At 60.8% G+C, this 18,509-nt stretch carries 18 protein-coding genes; 6 read left to right on the top strand and 12 right to left on the bottom strand.

What is annotated here, in order from left to right; genetic code table 11:
* Positions 1-321: a type II toxin-antitoxin system PrlF family antitoxin gene (locus DDT56_RS08270; protein WP_136165984.1), complete on the bottom strand. Its 321-nt coding sequence runs from the start codon at positions 319-321 to the stop codon at positions 1-3.
* Positions 322-566: 245 nt separating this feature from the next.
* On the opposite strand from DDT56_RS08270, the gene hutC reads away from it, so the two are divergent.
* Positions 567-1,322 (top strand): histidine utilization transcriptional repressor HutC, encoded by a 756-nt coding sequence (hutC, locus tag DDT56_RS08265; RefSeq protein ID WP_136165983.1) that lies wholly within the window; start codon positions 567-569, stop codon positions 1,320-1,322.
* Positions 1,323-1,350: 28 nt separating this feature from the next.
* On the opposite strand, the gene hutG is transcribed toward hutC, so the two are convergent.
* Positions 1,351-2,142 (bottom strand): N-formylglutamate deformylase, encoded by a 792-nt coding sequence (gene hutG, locus DDT56_RS08260; RefSeq protein ID WP_136165982.1) that lies wholly within the window; start codon positions 2,140-2,142, stop codon positions 1,351-1,353.
* Entirely contained in the window at positions 2,139-3,356 is a 1,218-nt protein-coding gene (hutI, locus tag DDT56_RS08255) for an imidazolonepropionase (protein ID WP_136165981.1), read from the bottom strand. Before hutI ends, hutG begins: the two co-directional genes overlap by 4 nt.
* A 100-nt stretch (positions 3,357-3,456) precedes the next feature.
* Between hutI and DDT56_RS08250 the strand changes: the two genes are divergently transcribed.
* The 3 genes from DDT56_RS08250 (at position 3,457) to hutU (ending at position 7,266) form a co-directional block, all read left to right on the top strand.
* Entirely contained in the window at positions 3,457-4,812 is a 1,356-nt protein-coding gene (locus DDT56_RS08250) for a formimidoylglutamate deiminase (RefSeq protein WP_136165980.1), read from the top strand.
* A complete protein-coding gene (locus DDT56_RS08245; RefSeq protein WP_136165979.1) occupies positions 4,809-5,384 on the top strand; it encodes a HutD/Ves family protein in 576 nt (191 codons plus the stop codon). The genes DDT56_RS08250 and DDT56_RS08245 overlap by 4 nt, the downstream gene beginning before the upstream one ends.
* A 196-nt stretch (positions 5,385-5,580) precedes the next feature.
* Complete coding sequence (gene hutU / locus DDT56_RS08240; protein ID WP_136165978.1) at positions 5,581-7,266, top strand: urocanate hydratase; 1,686 nt, start codon at positions 5,581-5,583, stop codon at positions 7,264-7,266.
* Positions 7,267-7,371: 105 nt separating this feature from the next.
* Here the strand turns inward: hutU and DDT56_RS08235 are convergent, their stop codons facing one another.
* From DDT56_RS08235 to DDT56_RS08215, 5 genes are read right to left on the bottom strand one after another with little or no spacing between them, the layout of a single operon-like run.
* On the bottom strand, positions 7,372-8,946 hold the full coding sequence (locus DDT56_RS08235) for an HAL/PAL/TAL family ammonia-lyase (protein WP_136165977.1): 1,575 nt from the start codon (positions 8,944-8,946) through the stop codon (positions 7,372-7,374).
* Between the two features lie 15 nt (positions 8,947-8,961).
* Positions 8,962-9,858 (bottom strand): ABC transporter substrate-binding protein, encoded by an 897-nt coding sequence (locus tag DDT56_RS08230; RefSeq protein WP_136165976.1) that lies wholly within the window; start codon positions 9,856-9,858, stop codon positions 8,962-8,964.
* Positions 9,855-10,583, bottom strand: a complete 729-nt coding sequence (locus tag DDT56_RS08225) for an ABC transporter permease (RefSeq protein WP_009111301.1) — start codon at positions 10,581-10,583, stop codon at positions 9,855-9,857. The genes DDT56_RS08230 and DDT56_RS08225 overlap by 4 nt, the downstream gene beginning before the upstream one ends.
* The gene (locus tag DDT56_RS08220) at positions 10,580-11,230 is read right to left on the bottom strand and encodes an ABC transporter permease (protein WP_136165975.1); all 651 of its coding nucleotides are present in this window, start codon (positions 11,228-11,230) and stop codon (positions 10,580-10,582) included. Before DDT56_RS08220 ends, DDT56_RS08225 begins: the two co-directional genes overlap by 4 nt.
* Complete coding sequence (locus DDT56_RS08215) at positions 11,227-12,327, bottom strand: ABC transporter ATP-binding protein (protein WP_136165974.1); 1,101 nt, start codon at positions 12,325-12,327, stop codon at positions 11,227-11,229. Before DDT56_RS08215 ends, DDT56_RS08220 begins: the two co-directional genes overlap by 4 nt.
* 410 nt (positions 12,328-12,737) lie before the next feature.
* Here DDT56_RS08215 and DDT56_RS08210 point away from each other — a divergent pair, with 410 nt between their 5' ends.
* Together DDT56_RS08210 and DDT56_RS08205 are read left to right on the top strand one after the other, a co-directional pair.
* A complete protein-coding gene (locus DDT56_RS08210) occupies positions 12,738-13,841 on the top strand; it encodes a metal-dependent hydrolase (RefSeq protein WP_136165973.1) in 1,104 nt (367 codons plus the stop codon).
* On the top strand, positions 13,838-14,611 hold the full coding sequence (locus tag DDT56_RS08205) for an aldo/keto reductase (RefSeq protein ID WP_246856752.1): 774 nt from the start codon (positions 13,838-13,840) through the stop codon (positions 14,609-14,611). Before DDT56_RS08210 ends, DDT56_RS08205 begins: the two co-directional genes overlap by 4 nt.
* A gap of 108 nt (positions 14,612-14,719) precedes the next feature.
* Here DDT56_RS08205 and DDT56_RS08200 read toward each other — a convergent pair whose 3' ends face one another.
* The 4 genes from DDT56_RS08200 to DDT56_RS08185 are packed head-to-tail and all read right to left on the bottom strand — an operon-like array spanning position 14,720 to position 18,088.
* Positions 14,720-15,322: a peroxidase-related enzyme gene (locus tag DDT56_RS08200; RefSeq protein ID WP_136165972.1), complete on the bottom strand. Its 603-nt coding sequence runs from the start codon at positions 15,320-15,322 to the stop codon at positions 14,720-14,722.
* Positions 15,323-15,380: 58 nt separating this feature from the next.
* On the bottom strand, positions 15,381-16,457 hold the full coding sequence (locus DDT56_RS08195) for an ABC transporter substrate-binding protein (protein ID WP_136165971.1): 1,077 nt from the start codon (positions 16,455-16,457) through the stop codon (positions 15,381-15,383).
* Positions 16,458-16,477: 20 nt separating this feature from the next.
* Entirely contained in the window at positions 16,478-17,266 is a 789-nt protein-coding gene (locus DDT56_RS08190) for an ABC transporter permease (protein ID WP_136165970.1), read from the bottom strand.
* Positions 17,267-17,269: 3 nt separating this feature from the next.
* Positions 17,270-18,088 carry an ABC transporter ATP-binding protein gene (locus tag DDT56_RS08185; RefSeq protein WP_136165969.1) on the bottom strand — a complete coding sequence of 273 codons (819 nt, stop codon included), beginning with the start codon at positions 18,086-18,088 and terminating at the stop codon, positions 17,270-17,272.
* Positions 18,089-18,509: the final 421 nt, after the last annotated feature.

The following is an 18,509-nucleotide window of genomic DNA, read 5'->3' as shown; positions in this document are numbered from 1 at the left end:
TCAGAGCGCCACTTCGCCGTCAATATCCTCATCCATCCTCGCGCCATGTCCGACATTCGCCAACATCGAGCGAGCCAGATCCTCCGGCAACCCGCGCACATGCCGGCCAGCTTCGATGTCGCGAACCAGTAGGCTCAAAAACGCGCCGATAGCAGGATCCTCGTGCTCAGCATCTACGCGGCTGACGACGATGTGCCCATCTTCCTGCAGATCAAACGCCACCTTGCCGCCAGCATCGACACCCAGCGCTTGGCGGATCGGTTTGGGCAGCGTGATCTGGCCCTTTGATGTGATCGTGGCAAGTTCGTGAATGATAGGCATGGCATGCTCTCTCTGAATAAATAATCACCTTCAATGTAAGGAATATTCCTTACTTAATCAACTCTTTTTGATGGGCAGAAACCGACTTTTGAACCAAAGAATGATAAATATTAGAACAGGAAAAGCAGATTATCTGTGCTAAATCCCCCTCCGGCCGCCGCAAAGAGCGGAAAGAGAAAAACTGTTGTATATACAGATACATTATCTGTTATAAAGTGAGCCCGGCGGGATAAAAGGTTAAAATCATGACCCAAAATAAAACATTAGCGGAGATGATAGCCGGCGCCAACGACCGGCCCGCCCCGCTCTATCAGCAGATTAAGCAAGTTATCGTTAACCAGATCGATAACGGCCACTGGCAGCCGCGTCAGCGCGTGCCTTCCGAAAGCGAACTGGTGAATGAACTGAACGTTAGCCGGATGACCATCAACCGCGCGCTGCGAGAATTGACGCATGAAGGCTATTTAATGCGTTTACAGGGCGTGGGCACCTTTGTGGCGGAGCGGAAAGCGTTTACCCCGATGTTGGAAGTGCATAATATTTCAGATGAGATTAAAAGCCGCGGCCATCGTCACACCAGTCAGGTGCTGTTTTTGCAGCAAGAGCCCTCCAGCGAATCAGACGCTTTGAAATTCGAACTGACCGTCGGCGCCCCGCTCTATCACTCGCGCATTGTGCACTTTGAAGACGGCATCCCGGTTCAGCTGGAAGATCGCCTGGTCAATCCGCAGATCGCCCCGGAATACTTGCGGCAGGATTTTACCCAAAATACCCCGTTCGTTTACCTGAGCCAGGTCGCGCCGCTGACCGCCGCGGAACACACGGTGGAAGCCGTGAGCGGCAGCCCGGAAGAGCAAAAACTCCTGCATATCGCCTCCCACGAACCCTGCCTGCAAATTCAGCGCCGTACCTGGCACCGGGATAGCGTCGTCACCTGCGCCCGACTGCTCTATCCCGGCGCCCGCTATAAAATGTTCGGCCGCTTTCAGCAGAACGGTTGATATTCCCTTAACCGGGATGGATTTAGCCTCAGGCGTCCCGCCCTTGCTGCAACAGCGTCTCCACTAACGATTGCAGCAGCGGCCGCAGCGTTGCCGCCTTTTGCTCCTGCCAGCGGAAAGGCGGATGCTCATCCATATAATTACACTGCGCCAACTCCAGCTGCACCGCATGCTGTCGCTCCGCCGGCCGGCCGTAAGCGCGGGTAATATATCCGCCTTTAAAACGACCGTTGAGAACCCAGCTGAAATGCGATTGCGCCTGACAACGCGCGCTCAGCGCCTGAGCGATCGCCTCGCCGCAACTTTTTCCATCATTGGTGCCCAGGTTCAGGTCAGGCAGACGCCCCGCAAACAGACGCGGGATCGTCGAGGCTATCGAATGGGCGTCAAACAGCAGCGCGTAGCCAAACTGCTGCTTCAGCCGCGCCAGCTCCCGCTGTAGCTGGTGATGATAAGGTTGCCAGATATGCTCAAGATAGCCCTGACGCTGTTGCGCCGTCGGCGTCATGCCGTCCCTGAACGCGGGCGTGCCATCAAACAACGTATCCGGAAACAGGCCGGTTGTCGCCGTGCTATAAAGCGGCCGATCGTCGGCCGGCCGGTTGAGATCGACCACCAAACGCGAATAGTTGCCGACCAGCACGCTGGCGCCCATTGAACGCGCGAAATCATACAGCAGGGGAATATGCCAGTCGGTATCCGACAACGGACGCGCCGCCTCGCTCAGCCCCGCGTCCACTTCCGGCGTCAACGCGGTGCCGGCGTGAGGAATACTGACCAGCAGCGGCAAGGCGCCGGCGCTAAAATCAAAAGGTGTCATCGCATTTCTCCATGATAGATAACCCGGCAAGGCAACTGCCCTCCCAGCCAATAGGTCAGCTCCGCCGGACGAGACAGCGGCCAATGCACGAAATTCGCCACTTTCCCCGCTTCCAGCGAACCGTGCGTTGCCGTCATGCCCAGCGCGCCGGCGGCGTGCAGCGTCACCCCGGCCAGCGCCTCTTCCGGCGTCATGCCGAAGAGCGTGCAGCCCATATTGAGCATCAGCCGTAAGGAGAGCGCGGGCGAGGTGCCGGGATTGGCGTCGCTGGCCAGCGCCATGGGAACGCCGTGACGGCGAAAGGCGTCAACCGGCGGCAGCTGCGTTTCCCGCAGCAGATAGAATGCGCCGGGCAGCAGCACCGCCACGGTGCCCTGAGCGGCCATCGCCTGCGCATCGCGCTCGGTGGCGTACTCCAGATGGTCGGCCGATAGCGCCTGGAAACGGGCGGCCAGCTGGCATCCTTCCGAAAACGACAGCTGCGCCGCATGCAGCCGCACCGGCAACGCGTGCTGCCGGGCGCAGGCGAACACGCGTTCGACCTGGGCGGCGGAAAAAGCCAGATGTTCGCAAAAGGCGTCCACCGAATCGGCCAGCCCCTGCGCTTTTACCTGCGGCAGCAGCCGTTGGCAGATGACGTCTATCCAGCCATCGGGATCGTCGCGGTATTCCGGCGGTACGGCATGCGCCGCCAGACAGGTGGCGTGAATCTCCACCGGCAACTCGCGCGCCAACGTGCGGATCACCTGCAACATACGCAGTTCGCTCTCTTCATCCAGACCATAGCCGGATTTGATCTCCAGCGTCGTCACCCCCTCCGCCAACAGACAGGCGATACGCCGCCGCGCGCTCTGCGCCAGTTCTTCGGCGCTGGCGGCGCGCGTCGCGCGTACCGTGGACAAAATACCGCCGCCGCCCGCGGCAATCTGCGCATAGCTGGCGCCATTGAGCCGTTGTTCAAACTCCGCGCTGCGATCGCCGCCAAACACCAGATGCGTGTGGCAATCGATCAGACCGGGGGTGACGATGCCGCCGCCAAAATCGATTCGCCGCCCGGCGCGCGCCGCCAGCGCCGCTTTCCGCGGGCCAACCCAGACGATGCGGTCGTTTTTTACCGCAATCGCTCCGTCTTCAATCAGGTTATAGCGCCCGTCGCGCATGGTGACGACATCCGCGCCATACCACAGGCTGTCACAGTCAAATTCAACCGCCATCGTTCTCTCCCCCGGCACATATTGCATTATTTAGCGTAATAATATAAACATGTATATACAAGATTGTCGATTGATACAATAACATCCGGGGAACGCAAGCATGACGAGTTATTTCGCGCCGCATGCGCTGCTGGCGGAAGGCTGGAAGTCGTCCGTACGCATTGATGTCAACGCGCAGGGGGAGATCGCCGCCGTCACCGCCAATAGTCGGGCGGACGACGCAATCCGCCTCGCCGGGGCGGTGATCCCGGGTATGACCAACCTGCATTCGCATGCCTTTCAGCGCGCCATGGCGGGACTGACGGAGGTGGCGGGAAATCCGCAGGACAGTTTCTGGACGTGGCGAGAGCTGATGTATCGCATGGTGCAACAGTTAACGCCGGAGCAGGTCGGAGACATCGCCACCCGGCTGTATATCGATATGCTGAAAGGCGGCTACACGCAGGTGGCGGAATTCCACTATCTGCATCACGATGAACAGGGTCGGCCTTACGCCGACGACGCCATGCTGCCGCGGTTGATTCACGCCGCCGAACAGGCGGGCATCGGCCAGACGCTGCTGCCGGTGCTTTATAGCTATTCCGGTTTTGGCGCGCAGCCGCCGCAGGCCGGACAGCGGCGCTTTATTCAGGATGCCGACCGCTACCTGCGCCAGCAGGCGCATTTACGCCGCCTGCTGGCCGATAAGCCCTTGCACAATCAGGGGATCTGTTTCCATTCGCTGCGCGCCGTCACCGGCGAACAGATGCACGACGTGCTCTCCTCCCTCGGCGAGCGGCTTGCGGTGCATATTCATATCGCCGAGCAGGAAAAAGAGGTCGATGACTGCCTGGCCTGGAGCGGAGAACGGCCGGTGAACTGGCTATTGGATCGCTTTGAGGTCGACGATCGCTGGTGTCTGGTGCACGCCACGCACCTTGATGACGCAGAAATCCGCCGTCTGGCCGCCAGCGGTTCGGTGGCCGGGCTGTGTCCGACCACCGAAGCCAATCTGGGCGACGGGATCTTTCCGGCAACGGAATATATCGCGCTGGGCGGACGCTGGGGCATCGGTTCCGACAGCCACGTCTCGCTGGACGTGGTGGAGGAATTACGTTGGCTGGAATACGGCCAGCGCCTGCGCGACCGACGCCGCAACCGTATCGTAACGGACGGCGAAACCTCGGTGGGCGATCTGCTATATCGGCAGGCGGCGCAGGGCGGCGCGCAGGCCTGCCGGATCAACGCCGGCAGGCTGGCGCCGGGCTGCCGCGCGGACTGGCTGGTACTGGAGGACGACGCCTTTCTGGCGCTGGACGACGACCGGCATAGAATGAATCGCTGGCTGTTTGGCGGCCACCGCGGCCAGATCCGCGATGTGTGGGTCGCCGGCCGGCAGGTTATTCGTCAGGGACGGCATGCCCGACAGGAGGAAAGCGACGCCCGTTTCCGTGCCGTTATGCAGGCCCTGTTATGATGCATCTTTACCAACTGCACGACCTGCCGGTCTGCCGCTGGCGTAACGGCGGCGGCGAAACGCGGGAAATCGTCCGCTTTCCTGGCGGAGAAGATGCCTTCGGCTGGCGGGCCAGTATCGCCACCATCGCGGCCAGCGGCCCCTTCTCATCCTTTCCCGGCGCCGACAGGGTGATCACCCTGTTGCAGGGCGACGGCGTCGAACTGGAGTTTGCCGGCAAGCCGCCTCACGCTCTGCGGGTGAACCGACCTTTGCGCTTTGCCGGCGAAGAGTCCGTTTATGCCCGGCTATCCGGCGCGCCCAGTCTGGACTTTAACATCATGACCGCGCGCGATCGTTTCAACGCCGACGTCTGCGTCACCGATCGGGCGCAACGGGCGGAGAGCGGCGTGGCCTGGATTATCGCCGGCCAATGGCGCGCCGCCGGGAAGCGGTTGACCGCCGGACAAGGCGTCTGGTGGCTGCGCAACGGCGAGGCGATCGTCCCGCACTCCAGCGACGCGCGGATGCTCTTTACCCGCATCAGCCCCCGGCAGCATGTTTGCCCCGACGCTGCGCGCTCAAACGGATAAAAGGTGCCTGTATGGTGCAGAAACGGCGTTTATCCTGATCCGGGCGTTGAAACGCTTCGCATAATCTATTGATATAAATAAATTTTATCTATCTGGCACAAACATTGCTTAAATATACTTGTATATACAAGCTTATACAATAAAGTTCCCCCAATTGAGTACCGGGAACCCGGTTGTTTGCAGAAGGAAAAAGCTAATGAGTGAATCAGTAAGTCAGGCCGTAGCACGTGAAATCCGCGCGCCCAGAGGCAATACGCTTCATTGCGCCAACTGGTTGATCGAGGCCGCCTACCGCATGATCCAGAATAACCTGGATCCCGACGTCGCTGAACGCCCGGAAGATCTCGTCGTCTACGGCGGCATCGGTAAAGCCGCCCGCAACCACGCCTGTTTTGAACAGATCCTGCGCTCGCTGCGGGCGCTGCAGCCGGAAGAGACGCTGCTGGTGCAATCCGGCAAGCCGGTCGCCGTATTCCGTACCCACGCCGACGCGCCGCGCGTGCTGATCGCCAACTCCAATCTGGTGCCGCACTGGGCGAACTGGGATCATTTCCATGAGCTGGATAAGGCCGGCCTGATGATGTACGGCCAGATGACCGCCGGCTCGTGGATCTACATCGGCGCGCAGGGCATCGTTCAGGGCACCTATGAAACATTCGTCGAAGCCGGACGCCAGCATTACCACAACGACCTGAGCGGTAAATGGATCCTGACCGCCGGATTAGGCGGCATGGGCGGCGCGCAGCCGCTGGCGGGCGTGCTGGCGGGCGCCTCCGTACTGGCGGTGGAGTGCCAGGAGTCACGCATCGACTTCCGCCTGCGCACCCGTTACCTTGACTATAAAGCCTATAGCCTGGACGAAGCGCTGGCGATAATCGAACGGGCCGGCCGGGAAAAACGGGCGATTTCCGTCGGCCTGCTGGGCAACGCGGCGGAGATCCTGCCTGAGCTGGTCAAACGCGCCGGAAATGGCGGCATCAAGCCGGACATCGTGACCGATCAAACCTCCGCCCACGATCCGATCAACGGTTACCTGCCGGCGGGCTGGAGCGTTGAACGCTGGGAACAGGAACGCAAGGCCAATCCGAAAACGGTGGAAAAAGCCGCCCGCGCGTCAATGGCGGTGCACGTGCAGGCAATGCTCGACTTCTGCCATATGGGCATCCCCACCGTGGATTACGGCAACAATATCCGTCAGGTGGCGTTGGAGGAAGGCGTGGAGAACGCGTTTGATTTCCCCGGCTTTGTGCCCGCCTATATCCGTCCGCTGTTCTGCGAAGGCAAAGGCCCTTTCCGCTGGGTGGCGCTGTCCGGCGATCCCGAGGATATCTACAAAACGGACGCGAAGCTGAAGGAGCTGTTCCCGGACAATAAAAACCTGATCCGCTGGCTGGATATGGCGCGGGAGCGCATCGCCTTCCAGGGACTGCCGTCGCGCATCTGCTGGCTGGGTCTGGGCGAGCGCCATCTTGCCGGCCTGGCGTTTAATGAAATGGTGCGCAACGGCGAGCTGAAAGCGCCGATCGTTATTGGCCGCGACCACCTTGACTGCGGATCGGTGGCCTCTCCCAACCGCGAAACGGAATCGATGCGGGATGGTTCCGATGCGGTATCCGACTGGCCGCTGCTTAACGCGCTGCTCAGCACCGCCGGCGGCGCCACCTGGGTCAGCCTGCATCACGGCGGCGGCGTCGGCATGGGATTCTCGCAGCACGCCGGCATGGTGATTGTCTGCGACGGCAGCCCGGAAGCCGATATCCGTTTAGCGCGCGTGCTGTGGAACGACCCGGCGACCGGGGTGATGCGCCATGCGGACGCCGGTTACGATCTGGCGATCGACACCGCCAAAAAATACCGGCTCACTCTGCCGATGGTGAAATAACCGCGTTCCCCGGAGCGAAACCTGGCTCCGGGGAAATTAAGGAGAAATGAGAGCTGAAAGGAAGCGGAGGCGATGGTTTAAGCCGCCCGCGCGAATGCCTGACGCTTATCGGTCGGCGTCCTCATTTGCAACGGGATAAACGATGGGCGTCAGACGCCGCAACAGCTCGCCGCCGCTAATCAGATCGCGAACGGCCCGCATATCAGGCGCCATTTCGCGGTCCCGCTGGCGAAAAGGCACCTGACGGCGCACCGCCGCCAGCACCGTTTCACTGCCGCGCGACGCGCGCAGCGGACGGTGAAACTCCAGCGCCTGGGTGGCGCACAGCAATTCGATGGCCACGATATCGACGGCGTTTTCAATCCCCTCCAGCGCCTTGCGCGCCGCGCTTACCCCCATGCTGACGTGATCCTCCTGGCCGGCGCAGGTGGACACCGTGTGCACGCTGGCCGGCGCCGCCAGAGCGCGGTTCTCGCCGGCCAGGGCCGCGGCGACGTAAGGCGGGATCATCATGCCGGAGTTCGCCCCGCCCTGGGCAATCAGGAAAGCGGGCAGGCCGCTAAGATGGCTATTGGTCAGCCGGTCCGAGCGCGCCTGAGACGCGGTGCTGAGCTGCGCGACGGCAATCGCCAGCGCATCCAGGCTCAGCGCCAGCGGCGCGCCATGACCGTTGCCGCCCGGCAGCACCACCAGTTCATCCTGTTCGAGCAAAAACACCGGATTATCGGTTACCGAATTCAGTTCGGTGGTCACCATCTGCCGACAATGGGCCAGCTGATCGCGCACCGCGCCGTGGATCTGCGGAATACAGCGCAGGCTGAGGGCATCCTGTACCCGAAAGTCGCGGTACTTATCCAGAATTTCGCTGTCCGTCAGCAGGCTGCGCAAAATACGCGCGGTCTCCTGCTGACCGTGAAACGGCCGCAGCGCGTGCAGGCGGGCGTCATAACCGCGGGTATTGCCCTTCAGCGCCTCAAGACTCATGGCGCCGGCGGCGTCCGCCACCGGCAGCAGCGCCTGAAACGCTTCCACCGCCAGGCAACCCAGCGCGGTGATTTCATAAGTGCCGCTGACCAGCGCGTGCCCTTCGCGCGGGCCGGGCGTGCGCAGTTCAATACCCGCCCGTTCGAGCGCCTCTTTCGCCGGCAGCAACGCCCCTTGATACCAGCATTTGCCGATGCCGAAGACCGCCAGCCCGATATGCGCGGTGGCGATCAAATAGCCGACCGACCCTTTGGCCGGCGACCAGGGCGTGACCCCCTTGTTCAGCATCTCGGCCATCGCCGCCGCCAGCGCCGGACTGACCCCGCTGTAGCCCTGCAGCAGCGATTTGAGCATCACCGCCATCATGGCGCGCACCTCGCGCTCCGCCAGGGGCGCGCCCACGCCGCAGGCGTGGCTGCGCAGCATATTCAGCTGAACATCGGCGATATCGTCCGCGGACAAACGCTGCGTGACCAGATCGCCGACGCCGGTGGTCAGCCCGTAAATAACCCGCCCCTCGGCGATAGCCTGATGGATGCGCCGGTTTACCGTCAGCATCCCCTCAAGGGCCGTCGCTTCCAGCGCCACCCGCGCCCCATCGGCGATGCCGACGATGTCCGCCGGCGATGAGGCCGCCCTGCCCAGCACCACGCAATCCTGATCGCCCGCGCGCCGTTCATCCCGTGTTGTGTTCATCCGCTTGCGCCCGCCTTATTGTTTGATACCGTGCTGAACCAGCCATGCGTCGGCCACATCGTCAATACTTTCAAAATTGCCCAGTTTTTCATTCATGGCGATCAAATCTTCGGTGGTAAGCCGGGCCGACACCTTATTCAGCACCGTCTCGATAGTGCCGTTCAATTTATCTTCCGCGATCAGCGGCACGATGTTCTGCGCCAAAAACAGGTTGCGGGGATCGGACAGCGCCACCAGATGATTTTTCTTCAGTTCCGGCGTCGTAGAGGTCAGATCCGCCACCTGAATCTGATTGTTCCTCAGGGCGGACAACGTTAACGGACCGGCGACGTCCAGCACCTTGAAGGATTTAAAGGTCAGGCCGTACACGTCCTGTAATCCCTTAACCCCTTCACGGCGGCTTTTCCACTCGGCAGGGCCGCCCAGCACCAGCTGTCCGGCTATCGGCGCCAGATCGTCAATGGTTTTCAGATTGTACTGCCTGGCGGTTTTCTCCGTCACGGCCAGCACGTCGCTGTTCTGGGCGGAGGAGATTTCCAGCATTCTGATGCCCGGCGGCAGCGCGGCGGCCAGCGCTTTCTCCACCTCTGCGGAACTGTGCGCCTGAGTGGCGTGATCCAGATAGCTCAGCGTGGCGCCGCTGTACTCCGGGAGCAGGTGGATCGAGCCGTCCAGCAGCGCCGGCAGGTAAACCTCGCGACTGCCGATATTTAATTTCTTCTCCACCTTGATGTTATTTGCCGTAAGCGCGCCGGCATAAATGGTCGCCAGCAGCTGGCTTTCCGGGAAATCGGCCGAGCCGACGATCACGGTGCCGACATCCTTGGCGGCGGCGTTATTGGATTCGGCGTGCGCGGACTGAAACAGCACGGTGGAAAACAGCGAGACGGCAAGCAGTTGAGTGAATTTCATTTTACCAGGCTCCGATCGAGAGAAGAGGACGTTGAAACGTGCTTTTTAAGACGAGATTCGCGCCGCAGAATACCGGGCGAAACACACAAACGCGTAAGCAGGGAAAACAGGCAATCCGTCAGCAGCGCCAGCAACGCCACCAGAATGGCGCCCGCCGCCATCTGCTGATAATCATTCTGCGCCCGGCCGTCGATAATCAGACGGCCCAGCCCGCCCAGCGACACATAGGCGGCGATGGTGGCGGTGGAGATGATTTGCAGGGCCGCGCTGCGAATACCGGACAGGATCAGCGCCAGCGCGCAAGGCAGCTCCACCGTGAATAATATCCGCAACGGGGAGTAGCCCATTCCGGCGGCGGCATCAATCACCGCGGAATCGATCGCGGCGATGCCGGAATAAATTCCCAGCATAATCGGCGGCAGCGCCAGAATGATCAGGACGATCAGACAGGGCACGATAAAGGCCATATCGGACTCGAATACCGGGCCGAACAGAATCACCAGCAGGATAATCAAGCCGAACGACGGCAGCGCGCGCAGCGCATTGGCCCAGCCGATCAGCATCACGCCGCCTTTACCGGTATGGCCGACGTAACAGCCGACGGGAAACGCCAACGCCAGCGCAATCGCCAACGCCGCGAGGCTGTACAGCAGATGCTGATAAATCAGTTGCAGCATGCCTTCGTCGCCCAGCCAGTGGGCGCTATCTAAAAACCAGTCAATCATCGTAGCCCCCGCGGCGGTATCCAGCAGGTCATCCTGCGCGTTAACAACAGCACCAGATTATCGAGTATCAGCGCCAGCAGGATGCACAGCACGATGCCGGCGATAATCGGGGTGAGGAAATGGAGCTGAAATCCCTGGGTGAACAGCGTGCCGAGCTGCGGCATGCCGACCAGCGCGGCGATCGAGACAATGCTGACGTTGGACACCACCACCACCCGCAGTCCGGCGGCGATCACCGGCAACGCCACCGGCAGCTCGACGGTCAAAAAGCGCGACAGCGGCCTGTAGCCCAGCCCCGCCGCCGCCTGACGCACATCCTCCGACACCGAGTCGAGCCCGTCGCATACCGTACGCACCAGCAGCGCGAAGGCGTAAATGGTCAGCGCCACCAGCACGTTGAGCGTATCGAGAATTCTGGTGCCAAGGATGCCGGGCAGCAGGACGAACAGCGCCAGAGACGGGATGGTGTACAGCAACCCGAACAGGCTGAGGATCGCGCTCTTAAGGCGGGGCAGATGATGAATCGCCCAGCCGGTGGGGATCGCCAGTATCAGCCCGACGATGACCGGCACCACCGACAGATAAAGATGCCAGCCGAACAGATGTAAAATCTGGTCGCTCTGGCGCATCAGCCAGTCGAATCTCATAATGCGTCCCCCGCGCCGTGGTTCTGCAATGCCGCCAGCACGCTCTCCATATTGACCGACCCCAGCAATTTCTGCTGTTCGTCGACCACGATCCCCCGCTGACAGGGCGAACTGAGCACCGCATCGGTCAGTTGCCTTAACGAACCGGACAAGGGCGCGAAGGTGCTGCCCAGATTGAGATCCTGCCGGCCGACGACCTCGCGCGGCTGATTGAGATCGAACCAGCCCAGCGGCCGCCCCTCCTCAACCACCAGAACCCATCGCCCGTTGGCGCAGTTGCGCGCCTCGGCGGTTGAAGAATTCAGCGCGACGGCAGGCTCATCCTGCAACGCCAGCCGGGGGTGGATCGCGCTGAACGTCAGCTTGCGATAACCGCGATCCCGGCCGATAAAGTCGGCGACGAACGGATCCCGCGGCGCATTCAGCAGTTCCGCCGGCGAAGCGATTTGCGCCAGCCGCCCGCCCGGCCTTAACACGGCGATCCGATCGCCGAGTTTCATCGCTTCATCAATATCGTGAGTCACCATGATGATGGTTTTGCCGATATCCCGCTGCAGGCGTAAAAACTCATCCTGCAACTGTTCGCGCACCACCGGATCCACGGCGCTGAACGGTTCATCCATCAGCATAAATTCAGGGTCCGACGCCAGCGCCCTGGCCACTCCGACGCGCTGCTGCTGACCGCCGGATAACTGCCACGGATAACGCTGCGCCAGCGCGGCGGACAACCCCACGCGCTCCAGCAGCTCCATCGCCGTCTTCCTCGCGGCATGGCGCGATGCGCCATTGAGGCGGGCGGTGACCGCGACGTTATCGACAATGGTCTTATGAGGAAACAGGCCGGCGCTCTGAATCACATAGCCGATCTTGCGGCGCAATTGCACCACGTCCATCTCCGCCGTAGACTGGCCGTTGAGGAGAATTTTTCCTGAAGAGGGCTGAATCAGCCGGTTAATCATACGCAGCGAGGTGGTTTTGCCGCACCCCGACGGACCGACGAGAATGGTGAGCTTGCCGGTCGGCGCGCTAAATGAAAGCCGGTCTACGACCAGCGTGCCGTCCGCATAGTGTTTTGTTACGTCGTCAAATAAGATCATGCTTTATCCGGTCACCTTATCGTCTGTCTGCGATGCGCCTGGCGTCAGAGCCTGCTTTTCACGCTGCGCGCTTATATTTGCCCTTCCTGTGGAAATCTCCTTTTCCCGGCCACGGCATTCCCGGTTGCGAACAGCGGCCGCCAGCGCCAGTCTTACAGATCATCTAATGTATAATCTTGTATGTACAACAAGCAAAATTGATGCCAAATAAAAAATCAACCATAAAAGCCGGGCTGCGCCTTATTGAAGGATTCGGGCAGGGGAAACAAGAAAAGAGGTACAGGGAAAGCGCACTACAAAGTCACATGATGCACTTTTGTTGTGCACCGCCGCCGCGTTCACCGCTAAGATGTCAGGGTTTCGCAGGCTTATGCGAAACCCTATTCACCTGATAGGTAGAGGCTCATCATATGGATTCTGTAACACAGGCCCTGTTGGGGGGAGCAATACAAGGCAGTCTGTTGGGGCGGGCGCAGGGACGGCGCGCACTTTTCTACGGCGCCGCGCTGGCGACCCTGCCGGACCTGGACGTGGTAATACGCTACGCCGACCCGGTGTCGATGATGACCTATCACCGCGGATTTTCGCATTCCATCTTCGTGCTGACGGCATTGGCGGCGCTGTTAAGCTGGCTGATTCGACAGCGCTGGCCCGCCGCGCCCTACAGCGGGGGCCGCCTGTTTTTAACCCTGTGGCTGGTGCTCGTCACCCACCCGGTGCTGGATGCGTTCACCGTTTACGGCACCCAGCTTTTCTGGCCGATACCCTCCATTCCGGAAAGCTGGTCGGCGATTTTCATCATCGACCCTTTCTACACCCTCCCCTTGCTGGCGGCGGTGGTTTTTGCCGCGGTAAAAGGCGTGAATGCGCGCGGCGTCGGCGTCCTGTGCTGCGCGTTGGCGTTCAGTACCGCCTATCTCGCCTTTGGACTAGGCGGACGCATGCTGGCCGAACATCGCGTTCAGCAGGCCATGAGTAATCAGGGAATAACGGCGACAAAGGTGCTTGCCGTGTCCATGCCATTCAATACGCTGCTATGGCGCGTTATCGCCAAAACCCCTGACGGCCACTACTATGAGTCCGTGAGTAGCTGGTTTGATAGCCAGCCGCCTGAATGGGTGCGTCTGCCGCTTAATCCCGATATCGCACGGTTATTGGACGGCGTGCCGCTGCATGACAGGCTGCGCTGGTTCACGAATGATTGGCTGCGCTACGACATCATCGGCGATTCGCTGGTGGTCAGCGACTTGCGTATGGGCATGGCCGGCAATTACAGCTTCCGTTTCAAGATGGCGCAGTGCGATGCCGATGGTCATTGGACCGCCGTGGTCCCCACCGCCTGGCCGGACGGCATGGCCGACATGGGGAAATTACGGCCGATGATCAGGCGCATCTTCCATCAGCAGCCGCCTTTGCCGCTTGCTGATTGGTCGGACAGATATCGGGAAACGTCCGCCGCGCGCGCCTGCGAAGTTGCCGCGCCATTCCCGCCAGCGGCGAGCCGTTGCCGGTGATTGGGGTCGGCACCTACCGCAACTTCGATATCTCCTCTGCCGACAGCGCCGCCTGGGCCGATTGCCGCAAGGTGCTGGAAGAACTCTTCGCCGCCGGCGGCTCGGTGATCGACAGCTCCCCGATGTACGGCCAGGCCGAGGCGGCGGTCGGCGGTCTGCTGGACGGGTTGCCAGGCCGCGAGCGCGCCTTTATCGCCACCAAGGTCTGGACCCAGGGCCGCCAGCGCGGAATAGAACAGATGCAGGATTCCATGCGCCTGCTACAGAGGCCCATCGACCTGATGCAGGTACACAACCTGGTGGACTGGCGGGAGCACCTGGCAACGCTGCGGCAGTGGAAGGAAGAAAGCCGCATCCGCTACCTGGGCGTCACCCACTACACCGCCAGCGCCTACGACCAACTGGAGAAGGTGCTGCTCGCGGAAAAACCGGACTTCCTACAGATTAACTACGCCCTCAACGACCGCGAGGCCGAGCGGCGCATTCTGCCTCTGGCGCGGGAGCATGGGGTGGCGGTGCTGATCAACCGTCCCTTCGGCGGCGGCAGTCTGCTGCGTAATATCCTGCGGCAACCGCTGCCGGCCTGGTCCGGAGATTACGACTGCGCCAGTTGGCCGCAACTCTTGCTGAAGTTCTGCCTCAGCCATCCGGCGGTGACCTGTGTGATCCCCGGAGCGGGAAATCCGCGCCACATGGCGGATAACCTCCAGGCCGGACGGGGAAGAGAGGCAGACCAGGCGTTCCGCAATCGCCTGATAGATTTGCTCTGAGCTCCAACGCCCGGACGAACGCGGGCGCAACATCCGCTGGAAGCCAATGATTTATCCGCGACTGAAAATATTGCCAGCGCCACTGACCGCACCGCCGGCGCGTGCATATTATCCGGGAACATTCCCCCGGTGCGACTCGTGGGCCTCGCGGTTTACCTGAATGCCGAGACCGCTGTTGAGGCGGTTGGTCAGGTTGAAGAAAGCGGCGACGGCGACCGCCTCCAGCAGACCTTCTTCCGGCACGCCGGTCGCGCGCACGGCATCGAGATCCCCGGGCTCCACCCCGTTGGCGGCGCGCGTCACCTTCAGCGCATAGTCGGCAAGCGCGCGCTCCCTCGGCGTCAGGGCGGCGCGGCGATAATTGATCGCGACCTGCTCCGCCCACAGTTCGTCGGCGCCGAGCGCGCGCAACGCCGCGATATGCGCAATCACGCAGGCGTCGCAGCGATTTTCCGCGCTGACCACCAGCGCGATCAGTTCCCGTTCCCGCAGCGAGAGCGCGCCCTCGGGATCGCGCAGCACCGCCTCGGCGAGGGCCGCGGTGGCCGTCAGCAGCGCGGGACGATGGGCGACGACGGTCTGCTGGTGACGGATATAGCCGATCGACTCCACGGTGGCGCTCAGAGCCTGCCGAACGGCGGGGGTTAAGGGGGCCGCCGGCAAGCGCAGCCAGGAGATATCGGATGCCGCAGCGATTTGGACGTCTGTCATGCAAAAACCTCACTTATGTGGATGGAGTGCAGTGAATTTCGATTTTGTCTTTTCGCTATCAGTCGCCACTCGACGCTTTGGCGGCGAGCGCGGCGATTTCCGCGCGATCGAAATCGTTAATCTCGGGCAGCAGGCTGTTGTCGATCACATCCGCTTCGCTGATCCTACCGCGAACCAGCCCCCAGTCGATCAACCTGGCGATATAAGCGCCATAAACCTCCGGTCGCGAGTAGCCCCAGCTCGGCAAATTGCCGTTCAGCGGCGAAGGCGCGCCGGCATGATATTCCGTCAGCGTGATGTTCGAGCGGTGGACCCCGGCGGCGACCGACGCATCCGGCACCGCCTTCGGGAACACCTCATAGAAAACCATCTCGGCGGCGCGCGGCGCGGCAAAGGTAAAAGCGAGCCCCTTGGCATAGGCCCGAGCCAGTTTGACGGCCTCCTGGCGATGATCCTTCAGATAATCGCCCCGGGTCACCAGCGCGATCGACGGCGCATCCTTGATCGAGGCGGCCTCGACTTCTCGCAGCGGCGTGCCGAGCGCTTCGATCTGCAGATGAGCCAGGGTGAAAATGCTGACCGCATCGATTTCTTTCTGTTGCAGGAAATAGGCGGCGCGCTGCGCATCGCCGACGGCGACGAGCGATATATCCTTGTCAGGATCCAGTCCCGCCTCTTTTGCCAATCCCTTGACGATCGTCGCGCCAAGGGCGGACAGCGAAATGACGCCGACTTTCTTGCCTTTAAGATCCTTTACGGTGCGAATGTTGCCGGCGGCGGGCGCCTGAATGCTCCAGGATGACACCTGCTGGATAGTGAAGAAGATCTTCAAGTCCGCGCCGACTGCGCTCATTGCCGCGGTCGCCTCTATTGCGGGCGCGGCATAATCCACTTCGCCGGTCGCGACATATTTCGCGCAATCGGTGCCGGAACCCACATGGACGATGTCGAGCGCGATCCCTTCCTGCTCCAGCCAGCCGAACTTCTTCGCCGCGGCGATCGGCGCCATCGAAATACCGGTCGAGGATGTGCACCACGCAAAGCGCACGGGTTTCGCGTCCGCCGCCAGCGCACCGCTTGCGGGGATCAGGAACAACGCCGCCAGGGCGGCGTGGGCAAGACTTTTGAGCGACATAGCGAACTCCAGCGTCAACGTTAATGCCGGTTTCCGAACCGGCGTGATTTACGGCCTGCGTCCCAGGCCAGAAGCCGATCGCCGAGCAGGGTGACGATCCGGTTGAGCAGAAATCCAATTGAGGCGAGGATCACCAACACCGCGAATTGCCCCGCGACGTCGAGATTGCTGCCCATGGTTTGCAGCAGAACGCCGAGGCCGGCCTGCGCGCCGACGAACTCAGCGACAATGGCGCCAATCAGGGCGAAGATCATCGAGACCTCGGCGCCGGCCACGATGAACGGCAACGCGCTTGGCAGACGCAGCAGCGTGAAGATCTGGAGCTGGTTGGCGCCGAGCGAGCGCAACAGATCGATCCGATCCTTCTGCGCGGACTGGAGACCGGCGATGGCATTCACCATCAGCGGGAAGAAGCACATCAGCGCCACCGTGACGATCTTCGAGTTAATGCCCAGTCCGAACCAGATCACGATGACCGGCGCCAATGCCACCTTGGGCACCGACTGAAAGAAAACGATATAGGGATAAAGATAAAAAGACGCCCGGCGGCTAAGCGAAATCAGCGTCGCCAGAGCCAGCGCGGCGATGAAGGCGGCGGCGAACCCGGTCAGCGTTTCGGTGAGCGTCACGTAGATATGTTCAAGGTAAAGTCCGTTGCCGATGCCGTTCCAGAGGGCCTGCGCCACGGCGATCGGCCCCGGCAGCACATAGCTGCGCACGCCGAAATAGACCACGCTGAAGTGCCACAGGCAAAGCAGGCCGACGAACAACAGGAGACTGGATACGGTCTTGAGAACGATATTTTTCATTGATCAATCCAGCCGGCCGTTGGCATTGAGGTGGCCGCGTATTTCCTCGGCATAGGCGCCGAAGATCGCCGTCGCGGTGTCGGCCAGCGTGCGCGGCCTGGGAAGATCGATGGCGATATCGGCCCGGATCTGCCCGGGACGACCGCTCATCACCAGCACCCGGTCCGAGAGGAAAATGGCTTCCGGCACCGAGTGGGTGACGAAGACCACGGTCTGGCGCTGCGCCATCCATAATTGCTGAATTTGATCGTTGAGGGTTTCGCGGGTCAGGGCGTCCAGCGCGCCGAAGGGTTCATCCATCAGCAGCATGCCTGGGTCGGATGCGAGCGCGCGGGCAATGCCGACGCGCTGTTGCATTCCGCCGGAAAGCTCGGCGGGGTAACTCTTCTCAAATCCGGAGAGCTGTACGGCCTCAAGCAGGGCATGGGCCTTTGCCGTGGCCTGCCTGCGGTTCTGCCGTCTCACAACCGCCGGTAGAAGAACGTTTTCGAGCGCGGTGCGCCAGGGAAACAGCACCGGCGTCTGGAACACCGTGCCGATTTCCCTGCGTGGTCCCCGTACCCTGACGTCGTCGATCAGAATTTCGCCGGCCGATGGCAGATCCAGTCCGCCGATAAGCCGCAGCAACGTGCTTTTCCCACAGCCTGACGGCCCGACGATGGAAAGGAACTGCCCGGCCGGAATCTCGATATCCACCCCGGTCAACGCCGTAACGGAATTATTCCTGGTTGTAAATCGCTGCTGGACGCCGAGAACGCTGATGGTGCTGGATTTGGCCGGCGATTGATCTTCCCTCCCGGATCTGGCGGACAGAATTGGCATTTATTTCCCTCAAAGCACTATGCGCCGCTATTTTTGATGGTGATTCGGATTAATAATAAAAAATAAGAATATATATCAGGCTATCATTACTTCTGCGAATAAAAAACAGATAAGAACGGCATGGTTTTGCACTATACTGAATTAGCAATTCTGTTTTTCGCATAAACCTTAAGGTGTTATGTGGGGGCCAGTCCTGATGCTTTGAATAAAGCGTCATGCGCGTTACTTTATTTATATACGACTTATTATTTTTATCTATTTATTAGCAATATTATCTCCACATATTATACGGGAAATAAAAATAAGTCAGCAGGAGTTATCGTAATACATTCTCCGAAAGCCTCAGATATTCATGAGAAAAATTTATTACCGCGGGGATATACTCTACATAATTCGAGTTGCAGGACAAAAGGTTGTCGTT

The organism is Brenneria corticis (genome assembly GCF_003115855.1).
Lineage (GTDB): Bacteria > Pseudomonadota > Gammaproteobacteria > Enterobacterales > Enterobacteriaceae > Brenneria > Brenneria corticis.
Note: the sequence above shows the minus strand (reverse complement) of the source record. Positions and strands in the feature narration are given on the sequence as shown.

Excerpts from the sequence above, each read along its gene's own strand:
- hutI (WP_136165981.1), bottom strand. The coding sequence starts at position 3,356 with ATGGCGGTTGAATTTGACTGTGACAGCCTGTGGTATGGCGCGGATGTC.
- DDT56_RS08245 (WP_136165979.1), top strand. The coding sequence starts at position 4,809 with ATGATGCATCTTTACCAACTGCACGACCTGCCGGTCTGCCGCTGGCGT.
- DDT56_RS08195 (WP_136165971.1), bottom strand. The coding sequence starts at position 16,457 with ATGTCGCTCAAAAGTCTTGCCCACGCCGCCCTGGCGGCGTTGTTCCTG.
- DDT56_RS08185 (WP_136165969.1), bottom strand. The coding sequence starts at position 18,088 with ATGCCAATTCTGTCCGCCAGATCCGGGAGGGAAGATCAATCGCCGGCC.
- DDT56_RS08200 (WP_136165972.1), bottom strand. The coding sequence starts at position 15,322 with ATGACAGACGTCCAAATCGCTGCGGCATCCGATATCTCCTGGCTGCGC.
- DDT56_RS08250 (WP_136165980.1), top strand. The coding sequence starts at position 3,457 with ATGACGAGTTATTTCGCGCCGCATGCGCTGCTGGCGGAAGGCTGGAAG.
- DDT56_RS08230 (WP_136165976.1), bottom strand. The coding sequence starts at position 9,858 with ATGAAATTCACTCAACTGCTTGCCGTCTCGCTGTTTTCCACCGTGCTG.
- DDT56_RS08210 (WP_136165973.1), top strand. The coding sequence starts at position 12,738 with ATGGATTCTGTAACACAGGCCCTGTTGGGGGGAGCAATACAAGGCAGT.
- DDT56_RS08270 (WP_136165984.1), bottom strand. The coding sequence starts at position 321 with ATGCCTATCATTCACGAACTTGCCACGATCACATCAAAGGGCCAGATC.
- hutU (WP_136165978.1), top strand. The coding sequence starts at position 5,581 with ATGAGTGAATCAGTAAGTCAGGCCGTAGCACGTGAAATCCGCGCGCCC.
- hutC (WP_136165983.1), top strand. The coding sequence starts at position 567 with ATGACCCAAAATAAAACATTAGCGGAGATGATAGCCGGCGCCAACGAC.
- DDT56_RS08225 (WP_009111301.1), bottom strand. The coding sequence starts at position 10,583 with ATGATTGACTGGTTTTTAGATAGCGCCCACTGGCTGGGCGACGAAGGC.
- DDT56_RS08190 (WP_136165970.1), bottom strand. The coding sequence starts at position 17,266 with ATGAAAAATATCGTTCTCAAGACCGTATCCAGTCTCCTGTTGTTCGTC.
- DDT56_RS08220 (WP_136165975.1), bottom strand. The coding sequence starts at position 11,230 with ATGAGATTCGACTGGCTGATGCGCCAGAGCGACCAGATTTTACATCTG.
- hutG (WP_136165982.1), bottom strand. The coding sequence starts at position 2,142 with ATGACACCTTTTGATTTTAGCGCCGGCGCCTTGCCGCTGCTGGTCAGT.
- DDT56_RS08215 (WP_136165974.1), bottom strand. The coding sequence starts at position 12,327 with ATGATCTTATTTGACGACGTAACAAAACACTATGCGGACGGCACGCTG.
- DDT56_RS08235 (WP_136165977.1), bottom strand. The coding sequence starts at position 8,946 with ATGAACACAACACGGGATGAACGGCGCGCGGGCGATCAGGATTGCGTG.